This window comes from Pseudoalteromonas sp. APC 3893 (assembly GCF_030408095.1).
GTDB lineage: Bacteria > Pseudomonadota > Gammaproteobacteria > Enterobacterales > Alteromonadaceae > Pseudoalteromonas.
Window position 1 is genome coordinate 25,820 of the sequence record NZ_JASDCD010000015.1, and the last position, 17,261, is coordinate 43,080.

The following is a 17,261-nucleotide window of genomic DNA, read 5'->3' on the forward strand; positions in this document are numbered from 1 at the left end:
AATGTCTTGAGTAATTAACTCAATGCATTTCGCCCACTAGCTATTATTGATAATTAAAACGTGTAAGTTGCTTTGACGTAATAAAAGCCACCGTTAATGCCGTAAGGTGATGTTTCATAGTATTTGCCACCAAAACTATTACTTGGAATGCCTGCAGATTCTTCAAAGTCTAACTCTTCTGCATCTTGATCAAGTAGATTTTGTGCGCCAACAGAGAAGCTAATTGAGTCATTTAAGAAATATGTTACTTCAGCATCTAAGGTCACCGCAGCGTCAGCCATTTTAGCTGTTTGGTCAAAATCAACGTGCACGCCTTGGTATTCACCAAAGTAATTTAAGCGAGTAAACGCTGAAAAGCTTTCCCATTGCTGAGCCCAGCTAAGTGTGCCGCGATGATTCGGTAAGTCATTTTCTAGACGGCTTACTTTGAATGCACCGGTGATGTCACTAGAGCGCGTTACTTCTGTTTCATTCCAGTTGTAGGCTAGACTAAAGGTTGAGCTACCACCGAGTAAATCCGCAGCGTAGTTAGCCACAAAATCAACACCCTGGGTTGTAGTATCAAAGTCATTAGTGAAAAAGCTTACTTGTGCTAGGTTTTGCACATTAGGGACGCCAGCTTCTTCAAGGACGTCTTTATCTGCTTGGCTTAAAGTAATTTTTTCAGATTGGCTAATACGATCTTCAACTTGAATGTTGTAATAATCAACAGTTAAGAATAAGTCGCCGATGGTGTAAACTGCACCAAAAGTATAACTTTGTGATTCTTCGGGCTCCAACTCTGTACCACCTAATTGTGTTGCAATTGGATTGGTTGGCGGAAGCAGTGCAGAATCAACTAAAATACCGCTGCTTAGGTTGGTTTGTACATTACTGACATTGGCCTGTCCAACGGTGGGAGCTCTAAACCCGGTACTAATTGAGCCACGAATATTCAAGTCTTCAGTAACATGGTATTGACCCGTTAACTTATAATTAGTTGTTGAACCGAATGAATCATAATCTTCAAAGCGAAGTGCTAAGCCCATCAAAAAATCTTCAGTAAAAGGCGCTTCAACATCAATATAGGCTGCATAGTTACGACGGGTATATTCCCCTGCATCCGAAGGCTTAAAGCCTGGGAAACCATTAGAGCCAATACTGAAGCCTTGCTCAGTCAGAGGACCTGCAATAAATGATGCTTCATCACCTGAGGTAACAGTAAAGGTCTCTTCATGCCACTCAAGGCCACCTGCCATGTTCACGTCGTATGCTAAACCCCAATCAAAGCCTTTTGATAAGTCAAAATTAAAGTTTTTCTCAAGTTGTGAATATTTGCCAGGGCTAAAGTCACGTGGACTTTCAGCACCAAGCGATGCGTTAATGGTATTATAAATAAAGTAACGAGATTCATTTAAACCAACGGTACCACTTAAGTCATAAAAGGCACCTTTTAGGTAGCCATCGGTGAACTCACCTTTGGTGCCTATTGTTAGAGAAGTATCGGTGATGTTACCGCCAAAATTAGGCGTGAACCCACCTGGTAGCATTTCGTTAAATACAAAGCAATCAGGGTTATTCATGACATCTTGCAAACCCTGTGAATCGTTAATATTAAGGCCACCTTGATTCATGTCATCAGTAATAGGGCAGTTGCCTGAAAAGTCACCTGTCATGTCTGCGACTAAGCGATCAAATCGATTATCACCGTTTGCATCTGTTAGTGGTATTTGATCACCATTTGAATCAAGTACTGGTGAACCTGTACCATCAAGTTCATATAATTGAACACCGTAAACTCCAGGGCGTGTATTTGGGTTACGGTAATAAAAGCCACCACGAACATCACGTTCGGAGTAATTACCGAACATATAGAACTCGGAGTTGTTGGTTAGCTCTAAACCAATATTACCAAAGATTGAAATATCATCATCAACTTTAGGTGCTCCCCATACTTGGGTAATGGGGGGAATATCTGGTACGCCGTTGTCAGCCAGTATTTTCGCATCTGCACGCTGTACAGAACGGCTAGTTGCATCGGCTGTTTTATATTGAAAGCTTAAGTTAGCAAAACCGTTATCAGTAAAGGGTAAACCAATATTACCTGAAATCTGCGTGGTATCACCATCGCCTTCATAGTATTCACCTTGGCGTACTTCAAAGCTCCCGCCTTCTGAGGCGTCTTTTAGAACAAAGTTCATTACACCAGCAATGGCATCTGAGCCATATTGTGCTGCTGCGCCATCACGAAGTACTTCAACTTGTTTTAAGGCGATGCTTGGGATCACTGAAATATCAGCACCTTGTGCGCCGTCATTAATACCACCCCCTAAGAATGCAATGACAGATGCGCGATGACGACGTTTTCCGTTCAGTAAAACTAAGGTGCTGTCTGATGGCAGGCCACGTAAATTAGCTGGGCGCACCAGTGATGCGGCATCGCTGATAGGCATTTGATGAACATTAAGAGATGGAATCGCACCTTTTAATAGCTCTAGCATATCAGTATTACCTGATTTACCCAGCTCTTCGCCACCAATGATATCTATAGGTACCGGTGAATCACCAATGGAACGCGGTGCAGAGCGTGTGCCAACCACTGCAATTTTTTCGACATGTTTATTTACTTGTGTTTTTTCTGCTTCTTCAGCTAACACACTACCTGATACGAATAGACCAGCAGTCGTTGTCGTTAAGGCAAGTTTTACGGCTTGATTTAATATGTTGTTTTTAAGATTCATTCTAATTTCCCCAGTTAGAATTGTTTCGATTATTACACCAATATAATCTTAATGATTAGAGGTGTTATTCATTTATACATATTGTTAATTAATTGTTCAAGATGTTAAAATAAATGAATTTTTGTGTGTATTGTATAGAGGAAAATTAAATATGATTAACCCACTTGATAAATAACGATTTTAATTGAGTGGCTTTAATGGCGAAGCTGCTTTATGAACATAAATGGCTATTTTTTAAATGAAAAAATTTACTAATTGCTGCAGTTTCGTTTTTTAAAATAGGTTATAGCAAAGTATATCCTTTGCATTATAGCTTATCTGTAAGTGGTAACGGGTTATTTTCCCGCCATGTTTTTAATGCTTCGCGGTATTCGTCCCATACACATGGGCAACAACTTCCACCGCCACAGCATTCATCAGAGGCGGGCCTTTGTGGTTTATCTTTTTGCTCTGTCGTGGCTATTATATTGTTGTCAATCTTCATAGTCGTAGTAATTTCGAGTCGGGTAACAGCGATTATATCACAGCAAATATAAATACTGCTTTGTGAACACGCCCAGCTATGTGAAAATACTTTCATGCGATTATATAAAGTAATTCACCGTGCGCCCTTTCGGGTTGCTAAGATCAGCAAAAGACGCCAACAACTGCGTTTTAAGCGTTCTATGGTGGCATTAAAAATTGCACTTGCGCAAGAAAAACAAGAAACAAAAGAAATGCTCACCATCTACCGTCGTTATACGCACGGCGAAGTGAGTAAAGAAGATTTAAGTAAAGCCAATGCGCAATTTGTAGATATACTCAAAGGCTTGGGGTTGGGTGTTTTTGCAGTGCTTCCTTTTGCCCCAATAACTATTCCTTTAGTTGTTAAGTTAGGGCGCTATGTTGGTGTAGAGGTATTACCTAGCTCTTTTAATATTAACAAGCCACTAAAAGAAATAGATCAAAAAATAGCCGAAGATGAAAGGAAGCAGCAAACTTCGGCCCCTTCTGTAAAAAAATAATGCCACTTTGTATTATTTGCTCTGCGCTTAGCTATACCTTTTGACTAGGTATATTGGTATGCTAAAGTTCTAATTATTTTAAAAATGAGTCATTTAATGAGTGCATTAATTCATCATACTTCTTCAGCAATTCCTTTATCTTTTATTACCAAAAGTGACTTAGCTAACTGGTTGCAACACCAATCTACTTTTTTACAAAACTGGCTACAAAGTTGTGACTTTAAAAAGCAAGGCTTGGCCTTGGTAGTTGATGAGAAATCAGGGGCATTGGCACACGTTTATTGTTTGGTTAATAGCCTTGACGATTTTTGGGTAGCCGGTGAGCTGGCGACTAAACTCCCTGCTGGCTGTTACCAAATACAAGGCCTAGAGCACAAGCTAGAGCAAGTTGCGCTAGGTTTTATTCTAGGTGGCTATGAGTTTAGCGAATATAAAGCGAAAGGGGCTCCTAAAGCACAATTAGCTATTGCAGATAAAGCTATGTTTGAGCGCTTGGAACAGCAAGCAAGTGCAATTAATTTGGTACGCGATTTGGTTAACACGCCTGCGGCCGATATGATGCCTCAGCATTTATCGCAAGTTATGACCGACTTAGCTAGCACTTTTAAAGGTGAATTTAGTGAATGGGTTGGCGATGAGTTGCTTGAGCAAAACTATCCAACAATCCACATGGTTGGGCGCGCCAGTGAAAATAAACCGCGTTTACTTGATTTAAAATGGGGTGATGAAAAAGCACCATTAGTGACGCTCGTTGGTAAAGGCGTGTGTTTTGATTCAGGTGGCTTGGATCTGAAACCAAGTTCAGGTATGCGTAACATGAAAAAAGACATGGGCGGTGCTGCCCATGTTATTGGCTTGGCGCAATTAATAATGGCGGCTAATTTACCGGTGCGTTTACGTGTACTTGTTCCTGCTGTTGAAAATGCTGTATCACGTAATGCATTTCGACCAGGTGATGTGATTAAAACACGCAAAGGCATTATGGTTGAAATAGATAACACAGACGCAGAAGGGCGCCTAGTTTTATGTGATGCTTTAACCGAAGCACAAAATGATAAACCAGAATTGCTTATTGATTTTGCAACATTAACAGGGGCTTGCCGTGTCGCACTAGGTACGGAGTTACCAGGGTTCTTCTCTACGAGCCGCGATGTTGCAAACGGTATTGTTGATTCAGGTATGAATGTAAGCGATCCGGTATGGCAACTTCCTTTATTTGAACAATACACAAGCTTTCTAAAAAGCGATGTTGCAGACATGGCTAACTGTGCCAGCACACCTTTCGGTGGTGCCATAACGGCCGCTTTATATCTAAAAGAGTTTGTTGAGCCGAACACCGATTGGGTACATTTTGATGTTATGGCTTGGAACTTACGATCTTTACCAGGTCGCCCAGCTGGTGGTGAAGCTCTAGGAATTCGCGCTGTATTTAATTACTTAGCAAGTCGTTTTAACTAAGCTTTATATTTTTCCTATAAAAAAAGCGCGAAAATCGCGCTTTAAATGACGCTTCATGCGATTAATCTGTGCCTTTACATGCAGCCACAGCAGCTTCAACAAGCTCTAAACCTGTTTTGTCACATAAAGGTAGTGCCGCGTCACAGGTGTTAATAGGGGTAACACGCTCGCCCCATTTTATGTAACTTGCGGCCCAGGTTAACCCGGCACCAAATGCAGCAGACATAATATTAGCATGAGGCTTAATTAAACCTTGTTCAACAGCTTCACATAGTGCGATAGCGATAGTGGCTGCCGATGTGTTGCCATATTCGCCAATATTTACCATTACTTTTTCATCAGCCACTTTAAGGCGCTGTTGAATGGCTTGGATAATACGTAAGTTTGCTTGATGCGGGACCAATACGTCGATTTCATCTAAGCTTAAATCTGCTTGAGTTAGTACATCATCACACGCTTCGCTCATGCCTTTTACTGCACGTTTGAATATTTCGCGTCCCTCAAACAATAAATCTGATGGGCCTGCTGGACTGTACTTGTCAATATCACTACCGAAGTTGGTAATATGCAAAATATCGCGCTCTTCGCTGTCGCAGCCTGTTTTACTCGCCAATAAGCCTGATGGTGTATCGGCAGCTTCAAGTACAACGGCACCTGCGCCATCGCCAAATAATACTGCGCTGTCACGACGATCCCAGTTAACATACCAAGTCATTCGCTCAGCAGCAATAACCACTGCCTTTTTGATCATTCCTGCTTGAATTTGTGCAGTTGCAGCTTGTAATGCATACAAAAAGCCAGAACAGGCCGCATTTGTATCCATTGCCGCAGCACCGACTGCACCGATATTTTTTTGTACCAATGAGGCAGTATTTGCCACCATGGTTGAAGGTGAACAAGTGGCTAATAAAACTAAATCTATGTCTTTAGCATCAACCCCAGCACATGCAATGGCATGTTTTGCTGCAACCGTTGCTAATTCAGCTGTGCTTACGTGGCTTACTCTGCGCGCTTTGATACCCGTACGGGTTGTGATCCACTCGTCATTGGTATCAACAAGTTGGCTAATTTCATCGTTGCTAATGCGGGCTGGTGGAATGCATTTTCCCCAACCTGTTATATGTGCGTAAGACATAGTGTGTTCTCTTATAGTGGTCAGACATCTGTCATCAATACGTGTTTTATACCAAAAATCCCGTTATAAGACTAGTTGATAGCTTTGTTTATATCGTAAATAGTGGTAATTAAACGTAATTTACGTTAATGGTAGTAGAAAAAGGGGCTACTATGAAAATTAAAATAATAAATACGCTTGTCACATTGGCTTTAACGAGTTTAAGCAGTAACTGCTTTGCTGCAAAGACTCAGGTCATTTATGCTGGGTCACTGCTAAGTGGTGTTGAACAAACAGTCAAAAAACAGCAAACGGTTGTGATTGAAGATACGCTTATTACACGTATAGAAAGCGGATATTTAACAATGGAGCAACTAGCGCTAACAGACGCAGACGCTCAGGTTATTGATTTAAAGAATAACTTTGTTATGCCAGGACTTATTGATATGCATGTTCATGTTACATTTGAGCGTGATGCTAAAGTTAACCCACATCGCTGGGCAACGGAATACGAAGCTGATTATGCTCTTAGGTCAATCAAATACTTACAGCGTACATTAGAAGCGGGCTTTACTTCTGTACGAGATTTAGGTAGTAGCCATCAAGTAATTTTCCCGTTAAAGCGTGCTATTAAGCGCGGCGAAATCAAAGGGCCACGTATTTTTGCTGCAGGTGACATGATCACTCCCACTGGGGGGCATGCTGATTTGCATGGCTACAGACAAGACATAACAGATGAAATAACTGGTGGCTTAGGTGTCTGTGATGGTGCTGATGATTGTCGCCGCGCGGTTCGACAAGTTATAAAAACAGGTGCCGATGTGATTAAAATTACCGCAACAGGAGGTGTGTTAAGCAATACGGCTGCAGGCGTTAACCAACAATTAACGAACGACGAGTTAACGGCAATTGTTGATACTGCGCATCATCTTGGGCGAAAAGTAACAGCTCACGCACACGGTAATGAGGGCATAAAAGCCGCACTTCGCGCTGGTGTCGATTCAATTGAACACGGCTCATATTTAGATAAAGAAGCGATTAAGCTGTTTAAAAAACAAGGTGCTTACTTGGTTCCAACATTATTAGCGGGCGCCACCGTCAGTAAAGAAGTCTTGAGCAACCCTAATATGCCCAAAGCTATTGCTGATAAAGTGCGTGAAGTGACACCAAAAATGCGAGCCTCGTTTAAATTAGCACTGAAAAACAAGGTTAATATTGCGTTTGGCACAGACTCAGGGGTATCTCGCCATGGGTTAAATGCGCATGAGTTTGAATTGTTAGTTCAAAATGGGATGACTGAGCAGCAGGCAATTAAATCAGCTACTGTCGCAGCAGCTAAATTACTTGGCCAAAATGCACAGCTTGGTGACTTGAGTGTGGGGAAGCAAGCGGATATTATCAGCGTTAAAGGATCGCCTCTGCAAGACATAACAACAATGCGAAATGTACAGTTTGTTATGAAAGCAGGGCAAATATATAAACAACTGTAGGAGCTACTATGAGTAGCAAAATAAAGGTATCACTATTTAATCATCTTATTGATGCCGAACGCCAGCTGCTTGAACCAGAGATCCGCCAGTCAGAGCAAGCATTAGACGCGCTACTGGATGACGAGTTTATAGAAATTGCTGGTAACGGCACGGTGTTTAATAAATACCAAGTGCTGACGCGTTTGCCTTCAGAAGTGGTGCCGCAGTTTTATAATCAAAACTTTAAAGGGCGTATGCTTAGTGACAATATTGTTCAACTGAGCTATCAAGCTGCTTTCAGGCGTTCGGCGCGCGCCGAATTTAATTACTCTTTGCGGATGTCGCTATGGCGCTATAGTGACGCGTCGTGGAAAATGGTATTTCATCAAGGCACACCCTGCGCCGTATTTAATATATCAATGGATGAAGATTAACTCTTAGCTTTAGGTCTACGTAAATGGCATTTCTAATGCAAACAGATCCCGCAATCAGCCGCTTATTGATGCTACGAAGTGGCGCGATAGCGATTCAACTCTTAGCGGTGATCGCTGTTTATTTTTTATTGGAACACCAGATCCCACTCTATGAATTACTGCTTGTTATTTCTCTAGAGGCAGTATTTCAAATATTAAGCGTGATTGATTATCGTAATGTGAGTAAAGCAAAAGAGGTGGGGATGTTAATGCAACTCACCGCGGATGTTTTGTTTTTAAGTGTTTTATTGTCACTCAGTGGTGGCGCAACCAACGCATTCGTCTCATTGTTACTATTACCTATTATGATTGCAGCTGTGAGTGTAAGTGCTAAAGGGCTGGCGTATATTGCGCTGCTGGCAATATCTGCTTACAGCTTATTACTGTACAAAATTCCACAACACAGTATGCATCACATGGATATGACCAGCCACTTCGTGGGCATGTGGGTTAATTTTGTCATCAGTGCCAGCGTGATTGCTTTGGTAATTGGCACTATGAATCGCTCATTACACTCTAGAGAGCGTACTATAGCAAAGGTGCGCGAGAAACAACTACGCTCAGAGCAGTTAGTTACACTTGATGGTGCAGCTGCCCAAATTACTCATCAACTTGCCAGTCCAATAGCAAATTTACAATTACTTTTTGAAGAGCTACAAGAAGAGCAACCTAGTAATACGCTCATTAATGAAATGCATAAACCGCTTATGCAGTGCGCAACCCAACTAGATAACTTTAGAGATTTATCGGCACAATTAAGAACTCGCAGCGATATTGGGTTTATTGAATTACCTGCGCTAGCACAGCAGATCCAAGACAGTATGCTTTTACACTATCCTGATCAACAACTGATATGGAAAAATGATACACCAGCTGTCAATGTAAAAGGTGACGCAATGCTGTTATCTGCCATTCTTAACTTATTGCAAAACTCAGTCACAGCAAATCTACAAAATAAGCAAGCACAGTTAGCTTTGACTTGGCAAGCGAGTGATAATGAAGTGAGCCTGCTGATACGTGATCATGGGGTGGGGTTTTCTAGTGAACAATTAACTCAACTTGGCGGGCACATAATGGATAGTAAATCAGGTATGGGGCTCGCAGTATTACTTTCTAACGTAACACTTGAACGATTACACGGCTCTTTAACCCTTTATAATCACCCCGAAGGGGGCGGTGTTGCTAAGGTACAGCTTGCAGTATTAAATGAAGAAAAATAATGAAATTACTTATAATTGAAGATGATATAAATTTAGCAAGTACGTTGACACGACGTTTAACTAAACACGGCTTTGGTTGCGAAGTAGCACATAATAGTGCGCAAGCATTGCAACTTGTAAAACAATATAAACCAAGCCATGTGTTGTTAGATATGAAGCTAGGTGATGACAATGGGCTGTTATTAATAAAACCAATAAAGGAATTATTGCCGAGCTGCCATATAGTCTTGCTGACGGGTTTTGCCAGTATAGCGACTGCTGTAGAAGCAATGCGAATTGGTGCCAACGATTACTTAACAAAACCCGTTGATATGCCAACTTTAGTCAAAGCCTTAGATATAAATAATCAACTACCAACCGAAATCACAACTGCCCCAAGTACTGTTATGTCAGCTGAGCGTGTTGAGTGGGAACATATTCAACAAGTACTTCACTGTAACCATGGCAATATCTCAGAAACGGCGAGGCAACTTAATATGCATAGACGCACCTTACAACGAAAATTACAAAAAAAGCCTGTTAAGCAATAAAAAACCATGGCTGAAAATTTCGTTGTTGTTATTTTTGCTACACTGGAGGTTTGCTGTAATAGCATTCATTAACTAAAGTAAAGTTATCCTTTTTTATTTGCCGTCCTAATTGAGCCGTATATGGATTTTTCCCAAGTTAACTTTTTTGCGGTGTTTATTGCTTCTCTATCCTCCTTCGCTTTGGGCGGGGTTTGGTATTCCCCTTTTTTATTTCAGCGAATTTGGATGGAATCATGTGGGCTCACAGAGCTTGATTTAAAGGCTATTAATCCAAAAAGGGTATTCGTAGCTAGTTTTTTCCTCTCGTTCTTTATTGCGCTTAGTTTATCATTGTTCGTTGGGCCAGCGCCAAGTCTGGGAGTGAGTGTTGGAGCAGCATTCATTATTGGAGTTTGTTGGGTCAGCAGTGCCTATGGCATCACTTATTTGTTTGAGCAACGCCCGTTAAAACTATTTATGGTCAATAGTGGTTATCATATTTTGCAATTCACCCTGATGGGGCTGGTTTTGGGGCTTTGGCCATAACCTGTTACCCTACAGAGGTATTTGTAGTAAAAGAAGTAGTTAAAATGGCAAAACCAAATAAAAAAGGCCCCACTAAAACCGTCGATATATTTTGCAGTCAATGTAAAACCCAGTTATTCAAATACCGAAAAGGCGGGAAAGGTGCTTTAGTTAAATGCTTTAAAGAGCGCATAAACCAAGACTTCACCACAACCCCTTGTATTTGCCCGCAATGCGAGCGCCCCTTCGCCCGCGAAACCATCATTCGCGGCGCCCCTGCGTATAAAATGATTGGTGGCAAAGTTACGTTTAAATAATATACCGATGTAATGAATTAGCTTAAACGAATGTTTCTTTTTACAATCAGTACCTTAAAAATTATCGTGCTATAAGTTGCGCAAATAGGCTTCAACAAACTGAGCTTGGTTAGGTGCTTTAGGCGCTGTTTTGAAGTGAATTAATGAATCGGTATGACGCAATTTTAATTCATTAGTAAATTCACATTCTACTTTGCCAAACTGTTGTGCAACGGATTTGAATTCGCTTGAGTTTTCACATTGTTTTGCAAGAGAGTTAGCGACTTGTCCGCAATATGCGCCGATGGCATAGGTTTGTAATAAGCTGTCGTCGATTTCTTGCCAGTTTATAGTTGTTTCAATTTTGCTGCCACACTGTTTTGTAAACCTTTGCTGCGCTTTGTCTAATGCTTCAAGCGAATTTGCAATTGCTTTTTCTCGGTTAAATTTTGCGAAGTCGGCTTGAATATTATCAGCTAGCTGAGCTTGATATTGTGCGTAAGTATCCTCAGATATTGCTTTATTACGTTTGTCTTTTTGCTCAGATAAATAAATTGCTTTACGAGTGTCTGGTAAATACAAAGCGTAGCTGCAACAGGCATAACCTTGTTCACGAGTAACTAGAGCACGTTGTTGGCCATCGAAGGTATATTTATATGCTTTAATACTTCCATGGGGTAATAGGTCGGTGAGAAATACCACCTCATCGATAGGGTGATTTACGCCGACAACTTTGATCAGTGCTTGAGCTTTGTCGAGGGTTTCAACGATGATGACTTGCTCACCACGTGATGATTCAAGAACGACAGGGTACTTTTGAAACTCTAACGCAAACGCAGTGTTACAGAGTAAAGTGAGAAAAATAAGTAGTTTTTTCATAAACAAATCCTTTTAGAATAATTTATCTATTATTGTAGCAACCCCTGTTTATAAAATGAATACGCTGGGCTTGTTTAAATTTCATTAAAATAAATAACGATGGTGCCTCCGTCCAACGAGCTACCATTGTTTATATTTACCCCGATGCCAAAATTATCAAGCCATTTTGTCCAGTTAGAAATGTCCCATAAAACGCCAAAACCATACTCGTAAAAATGATCTGTGCCAAGTGGTGTACGACTATCAGCACCTAAATCAACTCGTTGTGCTTTTAGATAAAATGATTGTTGAAAATCAAACACTTTAAACATATTAAAATTTGCTTTGATTGTGTTATTGGTTTGCCAACTTTCAGGCCTTACAGGGTCAAGTTGCTCAGGTTGTGATAACGCCCAGCCATAGTAGTAGCTAAACTTTAACTTATACTCGTAGTAGCCCCAATTACGCGGTAATCTGTAAATTAGTGAGGCGTTTGGATTTAAAACCAAAGCATTACTTTGTATGTTAGTGTAAAGGCCTTCGAACAGAGGTTTTACTTTCGCTAAGCTTTGCTCAGAATTATAGTTGTATTGATTTTCAAAGTGCATTAAATGTGTATTGATCCGCAATCGATAAAACCATTTTGAGCTTATGGGTTTTTCTATACTCAAACCGAGCATGGCTGAGTGCATGGAGTCTGTATCACTGTCTGCAATCACATCATCAAAAAAACGAATATTTTGTTTTTGCTTTAAATAACTTACTTGGCTATGTAAGGTACTTATATAGTCAAAAATTTGTTCTGTTAGCTCATAATCATAAGGGATACTATATAATGAAAGCTGATGCCTGAGATCAATAAGGTCGCTACTATTGTCAGGTTTATCAGAAGAATCAAAAAAGTTTTTTGGGTCAAAGCTTCCGTAACCTAGTGTAATGCTATCACCGTCAGTTAATACCAGTGCGGTCGCAAAAGATGACTCAAGTTCTTTAGTTGCATTTGCGTAGAGTTGTAGTGAAAAAAGTGCCGAAGTAAAGCAAATCAGCAAAATAATGTAACGCATATTCAATTTACATAGATAAGTTATACTACATTGTAATTGCTTTATTTTTAAAAACAAATTTAAAAAAATACCAGCCGAAGCTGGTATTTTTTATCAATGATTAAGGTGTGTAATAGATTGGCGACTCAGGGCCTACAGGTAAACCAAATACAAAAACCCATAAATAAAATAATGCGACCCAGCCAACAAAGAAGAACATACTGTATGGCAGCATAGTTGCAACTAGCGTGCCTATTCCCATGTCTTTTTTGTATTTAGTTGCTACTGCGAGTATTAAGCCAAAATAACTCATCATTGGGGTGATCAGGTTAGTAACAGAGTCGCCAATTCTGTACGCGGCTTGAATCGTTTCAGGGGCATAGCCTATTAGCATTAACATAGGGACAAATATAGGGGCAGTAACAGCCCATTGCGCTGATGATGAGCCTAAACTTAAGTTAACTAAAGCACACATAAAGATAAATAACACAAATACTTCAGGGCCTGTAAGGCTCAGTGCTTGTAACATTGCAGCACCATTGATAGCTAAGATAGTGCCTAAATTTGTCCATTTAAAGAATGCCACAAACTGGGCTGCAAAAAATACCAGTACGATATACATACCCATTGAGCTCATACTTTTGCTCATGGCATCGATGACATCTTTATCGTTTTTCATGGTGCCTACAACGCGACCATAGACAAAACCTGGAATGCCAAAAGTTACAAATATAAAGACCACGATACCCTTTAAAAATGGCGAGTGCGCCACTAAGCCAGTCTCTGGATTACGTAAAATGCCATCTGCGGGCACGATAGTCCATGCAAGTAATAAAGATACAACAAGTAAAGAAACACCAGCCCACTTTAAGCCTGACTTTTCAATCTCAGTTAGTCCTTGGATATTGTTATCTGCAAGGTCCGAACTGGCTTCATCAGGGTTATATTTTCCTAAGCGTGGTTCAACTATTTTTTCAGTTACGAATGTGCCTAATAAAGCGATAAGTAATACTGATATCATCATAAAATACCAGTTAGCTTCTGCGCCTACTTGGTAGGTGGGGTCAATCATTTGTGCAGCTGGTGTGGTGATACCCGCCAGTAATGGGTCAATCGTGCCTAACAATAAGTTTGCACTGTAACCACCTGACACACCGGCGAAAGCCGCTGCTAACCCCGCTAAAGGGTGACGACCAAGGCTGTGGAAAATCATTGCTGCCAATGGTATCAACACTACATAACCCAGTTCAGATGCGGTATTTGACAAAATAGCAGCAAATACCACCATGAATGTAACTAAACGTTTTGATGCTCCCATCACCATGCCGCGCATGGCTGCTGATAATAAACCTGAGTGCTCTGCTACACTCACACCTAATAAGGCAACTAAAACAGTGCCTAGAGGGGCAAAGCCGGTAAAGTTAGTTACTAGGCCTGTAACAATACGCTGTAAGCCCTCAGCACTTAAAAGGCTGACTACTTCAATTACACCATCAGGATCGCGGCCTGCAGAACCAACAGGTCGTGGGTCTATGGCACTTAAACCAAACCAGTCAGCGATGCCGCTGAAAATAATGATAGCCACACAGAATATGGCAAATAACGTAATAGGGTGGGGTAACATATTCCCCAAAAACTCAACTGTTGCCAAAAAACGATTAAATAAACCTGATTGTTTTTCTGGGTTTGTTGAGTTTGCAGTGTCGACAGCTTTTGACATAGCAAGGTTCTCAAAATAATAAAATTGCCGCAATCTAGCATTTTTCACCGCATCAATCATCTATAAACGACAGTTTTCCAATCAGGTACGTTGAATAGGCCTAGTTGATAACCCCTTTAAATAGCAGTGGGTAGCGCCTTAGGCGGTTACCAATATAATCATCAGCCATTATTTGGTCGCAAATTTGCTGCACATCGTCGGTTGCTTCAAACACCCAGTCAAAACGCTCAATTGCGAGCAAGAAACCGCGTTTTAGAAACTGTTGTTGGCGGTATTCATTTAAATTGTTGCGGATGATTGCAAGTTTACCTGGATCAGCTAGCAGTGCTGCAATAACTTGATTAATGAATGCGGCGTTTCTAATTGGTGTTGTGCGTCTTTTTCGGTGCTCTGTGGTCACATACTCTCCTATACTTCATTAAGAATATTACTCAGCTTTTTTAAAAAGTCATCTTTGTGTTTATTGTGTTCATAATCTAAGTGATAGGTGTTATGAAAACCAAACCTAAGGAGTACACCACTGCCTTTAAGGTAGATGGTATACCCATCAATATCAGAAAAGGCGGTTAGGCCCATGTAGTGTTTACCGTCGTCAGTATTTTTACCAAGCTGTATAATGCGTTCGTAAACAGCTAGTATTTGTTTTCCGTCAATTTCGTTTTTCATAATAACTCCTAGCTTTAGGTTAGTGTACGCTTTGAAGCGTACATTGGTTTAAACTGATTGTGGTTCATTTTTTAGTCACCGAAAGTTGGCCGTGTTTTTGATTGTGATAGCGGGCAGGCGTGACACCAATCACCGCTTTAAATTGTTTTGTAAAGTGAGCTTGGTCAAAATAATTTAAATCCACTGCAATTTCAGATAGCGGCTTCGTTGGCTGCGATTTAATCGTATTCATTGCATGCTTTGATTTTGTTATTTGGCAACTTTGACGAAAGTTAATACCGATGTATTGACTAAAAATGCGTTCTATTTTCTTTGTATGTAAACCTGTATTCTCACTTAGTTCAGCTAAAGTTATATAGCCATAATGGGCATCAATTATCTTTAATAAACGCTGGCTCAATGTCTGCTCTAGTGAATTTAAGTTGTGGTTATCTTGGTTAATACTATTTAAGAAAAATAGTTCTAAAAAACGCACTTGATGTACAAAATTACTGCTTTGTGCTAATTGCTCATAGAGCTGTGATGTTAGGGTGTAGTTGATATCCGTCGTTATCAGTTCTTTGGTGTCCTTAGCATGTACATTCGTAAATAACCTCGTTGCGGCAGGTTTAAAGCGAATGCCTAGCGTATTTATATTCCCAGCTAATTTGAGCTGTTGAGACTTTATGAATGAAGTACAAATATAGCCTGCATTTTTTAATGCTATGTCATTGATTTCGATTTGATCACTAAAGTTAAAAATCATACCCGATGCACAATCGCTGTGAAGTAGGTGGCTGGTATCTAAAAATGGCGCTGTACGCTTTATAGTCCAAAAATTATCAATAAAAGGCTGTAATTGGGAACATGCTGCAACTGTTTTGAAGCCTTGTAACGATAACTGGTCGTTTCGCATAGCCTGACTGGTTCCTTTAATGTCGTAAACTTACAATACAGAAATAGTTTGTATCGTTAGACTGGCTATTATTTAAGGAATAACATATGAATAACAAAGTAATCTCTTTTATGGTCGTGGTTATTTTACAGCTTATGAGTTACCAAGCACTAGCATCCGAACAGCCGCTATTTTTAACAACTGAATCAGGTAAACTCCTAAATTTAAGTGCCTATCAACCAAAACAGCCAATGTATTTAAAATTTTGGGCTACTTGGTGTAAACCATGTATGGAACAAATGCCGCACTTTCAAAATGCTTACACTAAATTTGGTAAAAAAATCACATTTATAGCCGTAAATATAGATTTGAATGACGATACCGCAGCTATAAAAAAAGTAAAGCAACGCTTCAATTTAAGCATGGCCATGATGACAGATCATACTGGTAAAGTTGCCAAATATTATGAATTCATCGGTACGCCTTTTCATGTTTTACTTGATAAAACGGGCAAAGTTATTTTTCAAGGCCGTAAAGCTGATACAGCGCTTGATAACACCTTAAAGTTGTTATCACATGACGGCGTAGTTTCTCAAAGCAAACTTATCGATAAAAAAGATAATCCAGTAACTAGCCCACTGCTTATTCCCCCAAAGGGAAATAAAGCTGTCTTATTTACAGCAACGTGGTGCGACTGGTACTTAGCCGATACGCGCCCTGAAATGGCAAAAAACTGTATTTCAGCACAGCAGCAAGTGAATAAATTGGCCAAGCAGGGAATTGATACTGAAGCCGTCATTAGCCAACTATGGACAGATCAAGCCGCTGGTACTGAGTATAAAGAAAAATTTAATGTGGTTCATCCATTAACAATTGATTACGGTAATGATTTATTTATTGATAATGAAGTTAACACAGTGCCAACATTATTGATTTATAAAGATGGTAAGATAATAAATCGAATTACTGATTTTTCAAGCCCAATTAATATGCAAGTTAGGCACTAATGTGCTATGAAATTACGTTAATTTAACCTATGCTCAAAGCTCATTTATTAGTGAGCTTAGAGTATGATAGATAAGGCATTACTCCTAAAAACCCGTGAATTATCAGATAGATTAATAGCCCTGCAAACACCCATTCGTATCTTAGACGCTATCAATTGGGATAAGGGCGTTAAAGAGGAAATTTTTAAACAAAAATGTCAAAAAACCTACTGGTAGATAAGGCTTATTATCAACAACGCGACTTAGGTTCTGCCGAGTGAGTTACACCAAGCATTTTCTGAACTTAACCGCAATATTATCAGCCA

18 protein-coding genes are annotated in these 17,261 nt (G+C 40.1%); 9 read left to right on the plus strand and 9 right to left on the minus strand.

Translation table 11 applies throughout. The annotated features are described in order from the left end of the window. Positions 1-53: 53 nt before the first annotated feature. Both QMA12_RS15600 and QMA12_RS15605 read right to left on the minus strand, forming a co-directional pair. Positions 54-2,720, minus strand: coding sequence for a TonB-dependent receptor (locus QMA12_RS15600; RefSeq protein ID WP_290210577.1), 2,667 nt, complete (start codon positions 2,718-2,720; stop codon positions 54-56). 307 nt (positions 2,721-3,027) lie between these two features. Further along, on the minus strand, positions 3,028-3,204 hold the full coding sequence (locus tag QMA12_RS15605; RefSeq protein WP_087531616.1) for an oxidoreductase-like domain-containing protein: 177 nt from the start codon (positions 3,202-3,204) through the stop codon (positions 3,028-3,030). Positions 3,205-3,298: 94 nt separating this feature from the next. Between QMA12_RS15605 and QMA12_RS15610 the strand changes: the two genes are divergently transcribed. Both QMA12_RS15610 and QMA12_RS15615 read left to right on the plus strand, forming a co-directional pair. Then, positions 3,299-3,724, plus strand: coding sequence for a hypothetical protein (locus QMA12_RS15610; RefSeq protein ID WP_087531572.1), 426 nt, complete (start codon positions 3,299-3,301; stop codon positions 3,722-3,724). Positions 3,725-3,820: 96 nt separating this feature from the next. Then, on the plus strand, positions 3,821-5,182 hold the full coding sequence (locus QMA12_RS15615) for a leucyl aminopeptidase family protein (protein ID WP_087531615.1): 1,362 nt from the start codon (positions 3,821-3,823) through the stop codon (positions 5,180-5,182). Positions 5,183-5,243: 61 nt separating this feature from the next. On the opposite strand, the gene QMA12_RS15620 is transcribed toward QMA12_RS15615, so the two are convergent. After that, the gene (locus QMA12_RS15620; protein WP_290210578.1) at positions 5,244-6,317 is read right to left on the minus strand and encodes a ketoacyl-ACP synthase III; all 1,074 of its coding nucleotides are present in this window, start codon (positions 6,315-6,317) and stop codon (positions 5,244-5,246) included. Positions 6,318-6,469: 152 nt separating this feature from the next. Between QMA12_RS15620 and QMA12_RS15625 the strand changes: the two genes are divergently transcribed. From QMA12_RS15625 to QMA12_RS15650, 6 genes are all read left to right on the plus strand, one after another. Continuing rightward, the gene (locus QMA12_RS15625; protein ID WP_290210579.1) at positions 6,470-7,786 is read left to right on the plus strand and encodes an amidohydrolase family protein; all 1,317 of its coding nucleotides are present in this window, start codon (positions 6,470-6,472) and stop codon (positions 7,784-7,786) included. 8 nt (positions 7,787-7,794) lie between these two features. After that, the gene (locus tag QMA12_RS15630) at positions 7,795-8,199 is read left to right on the plus strand and encodes a DUF4440 domain-containing protein (RefSeq protein WP_290210580.1); all 405 of its coding nucleotides are present in this window, start codon (positions 7,795-7,797) and stop codon (positions 8,197-8,199) included. A 35-nt stretch (positions 8,200-8,234) separates the two neighbouring features. Further along, complete coding sequence (locus QMA12_RS15635; RefSeq protein WP_290210581.1) at positions 8,235-9,458, plus strand: ATP-binding protein; 1,224 nt, start codon at positions 8,235-8,237, stop codon at positions 9,456-9,458. Beyond that, a complete protein-coding gene (locus QMA12_RS15640; RefSeq protein WP_290210582.1) occupies positions 9,458-9,988 on the plus strand; it encodes a response regulator in 531 nt (176 codons plus the stop codon). The genes QMA12_RS15635 and QMA12_RS15640 overlap by 1 nt, the downstream gene beginning before the upstream one ends. A gap of 120 nt (positions 9,989-10,108) precedes the next feature. Next, positions 10,109-10,513, plus strand: a complete 405-nt coding sequence (locus QMA12_RS15645; protein WP_290210583.1) for a DUF1761 domain-containing protein — start codon at positions 10,109-10,111, stop codon at positions 10,511-10,513. 44 nt (positions 10,514-10,557) lie between these two features. Further along, entirely contained in the window at positions 10,558-10,809 is a 252-nt protein-coding gene (locus QMA12_RS15650; RefSeq protein ID WP_290210584.1) for a hypothetical protein, read from the plus strand. 69 nt (positions 10,810-10,878) lie between these two features. Here the strand turns inward: QMA12_RS15650 and QMA12_RS15655 are convergent, their stop codons facing one another. The 6 genes from QMA12_RS15655 to QMA12_RS15680 form a co-directional block, all read right to left on the minus strand. Further along, positions 10,879-11,667, minus strand: a complete 789-nt coding sequence (locus tag QMA12_RS15655; RefSeq protein ID WP_290210585.1) for a hypothetical protein — start codon at positions 11,665-11,667, stop codon at positions 10,879-10,881. Between the two features lie 74 nt (positions 11,668-11,741). Further along, complete coding sequence (locus QMA12_RS15660; RefSeq protein WP_290210586.1) at positions 11,742-12,710, minus strand: Solitary outer membrane autotransporter beta-barrel domain; 969 nt, start codon at positions 12,708-12,710, stop codon at positions 11,742-11,744. Between the two features lie 100 nt (positions 12,711-12,810). Further along, positions 12,811-14,409 carry an AbgT family transporter gene (locus tag QMA12_RS15665; RefSeq protein ID WP_290210587.1) on the minus strand — a complete coding sequence of 533 codons (1,599 nt, stop codon included), beginning with the start codon at positions 14,407-14,409 and terminating at the stop codon, positions 12,811-12,813. Positions 14,410-14,509: 100 nt separating this feature from the next. Beyond that, positions 14,510-14,809 (minus strand): hypothetical protein, encoded by a 300-nt coding sequence (locus QMA12_RS15670; RefSeq protein WP_290210588.1) that lies wholly within the window; start codon positions 14,807-14,809, stop codon positions 14,510-14,512. Positions 14,810-14,817: 8 nt separating this feature from the next. Further along, positions 14,818-15,075 carry a DUF3081 domain-containing protein gene (locus QMA12_RS15675; protein WP_290210589.1) on the minus strand — a complete coding sequence of 86 codons (258 nt, stop codon included), beginning with the start codon at positions 15,073-15,075 and terminating at the stop codon, positions 14,818-14,820. Positions 15,076-15,139: 64 nt separating this feature from the next. After that, the gene (locus tag QMA12_RS15680; RefSeq protein WP_290210590.1) at positions 15,140-15,970 is read right to left on the minus strand and encodes an AraC family transcriptional regulator; all 831 of its coding nucleotides are present in this window, start codon (positions 15,968-15,970) and stop codon (positions 15,140-15,142) included. An 86-nt stretch (positions 15,971-16,056) separates the two neighbouring features. Here QMA12_RS15680 and QMA12_RS15685 point away from each other — a divergent pair, with 86 nt between their 5' ends. After that, positions 16,057-16,956: a redoxin family protein gene (locus QMA12_RS15685; protein ID WP_290210591.1), complete on the plus strand. Its 900-nt coding sequence runs from the start codon at positions 16,057-16,059 to the stop codon at positions 16,954-16,956. Positions 16,957-17,261: the final 305 nt, after the last annotated feature.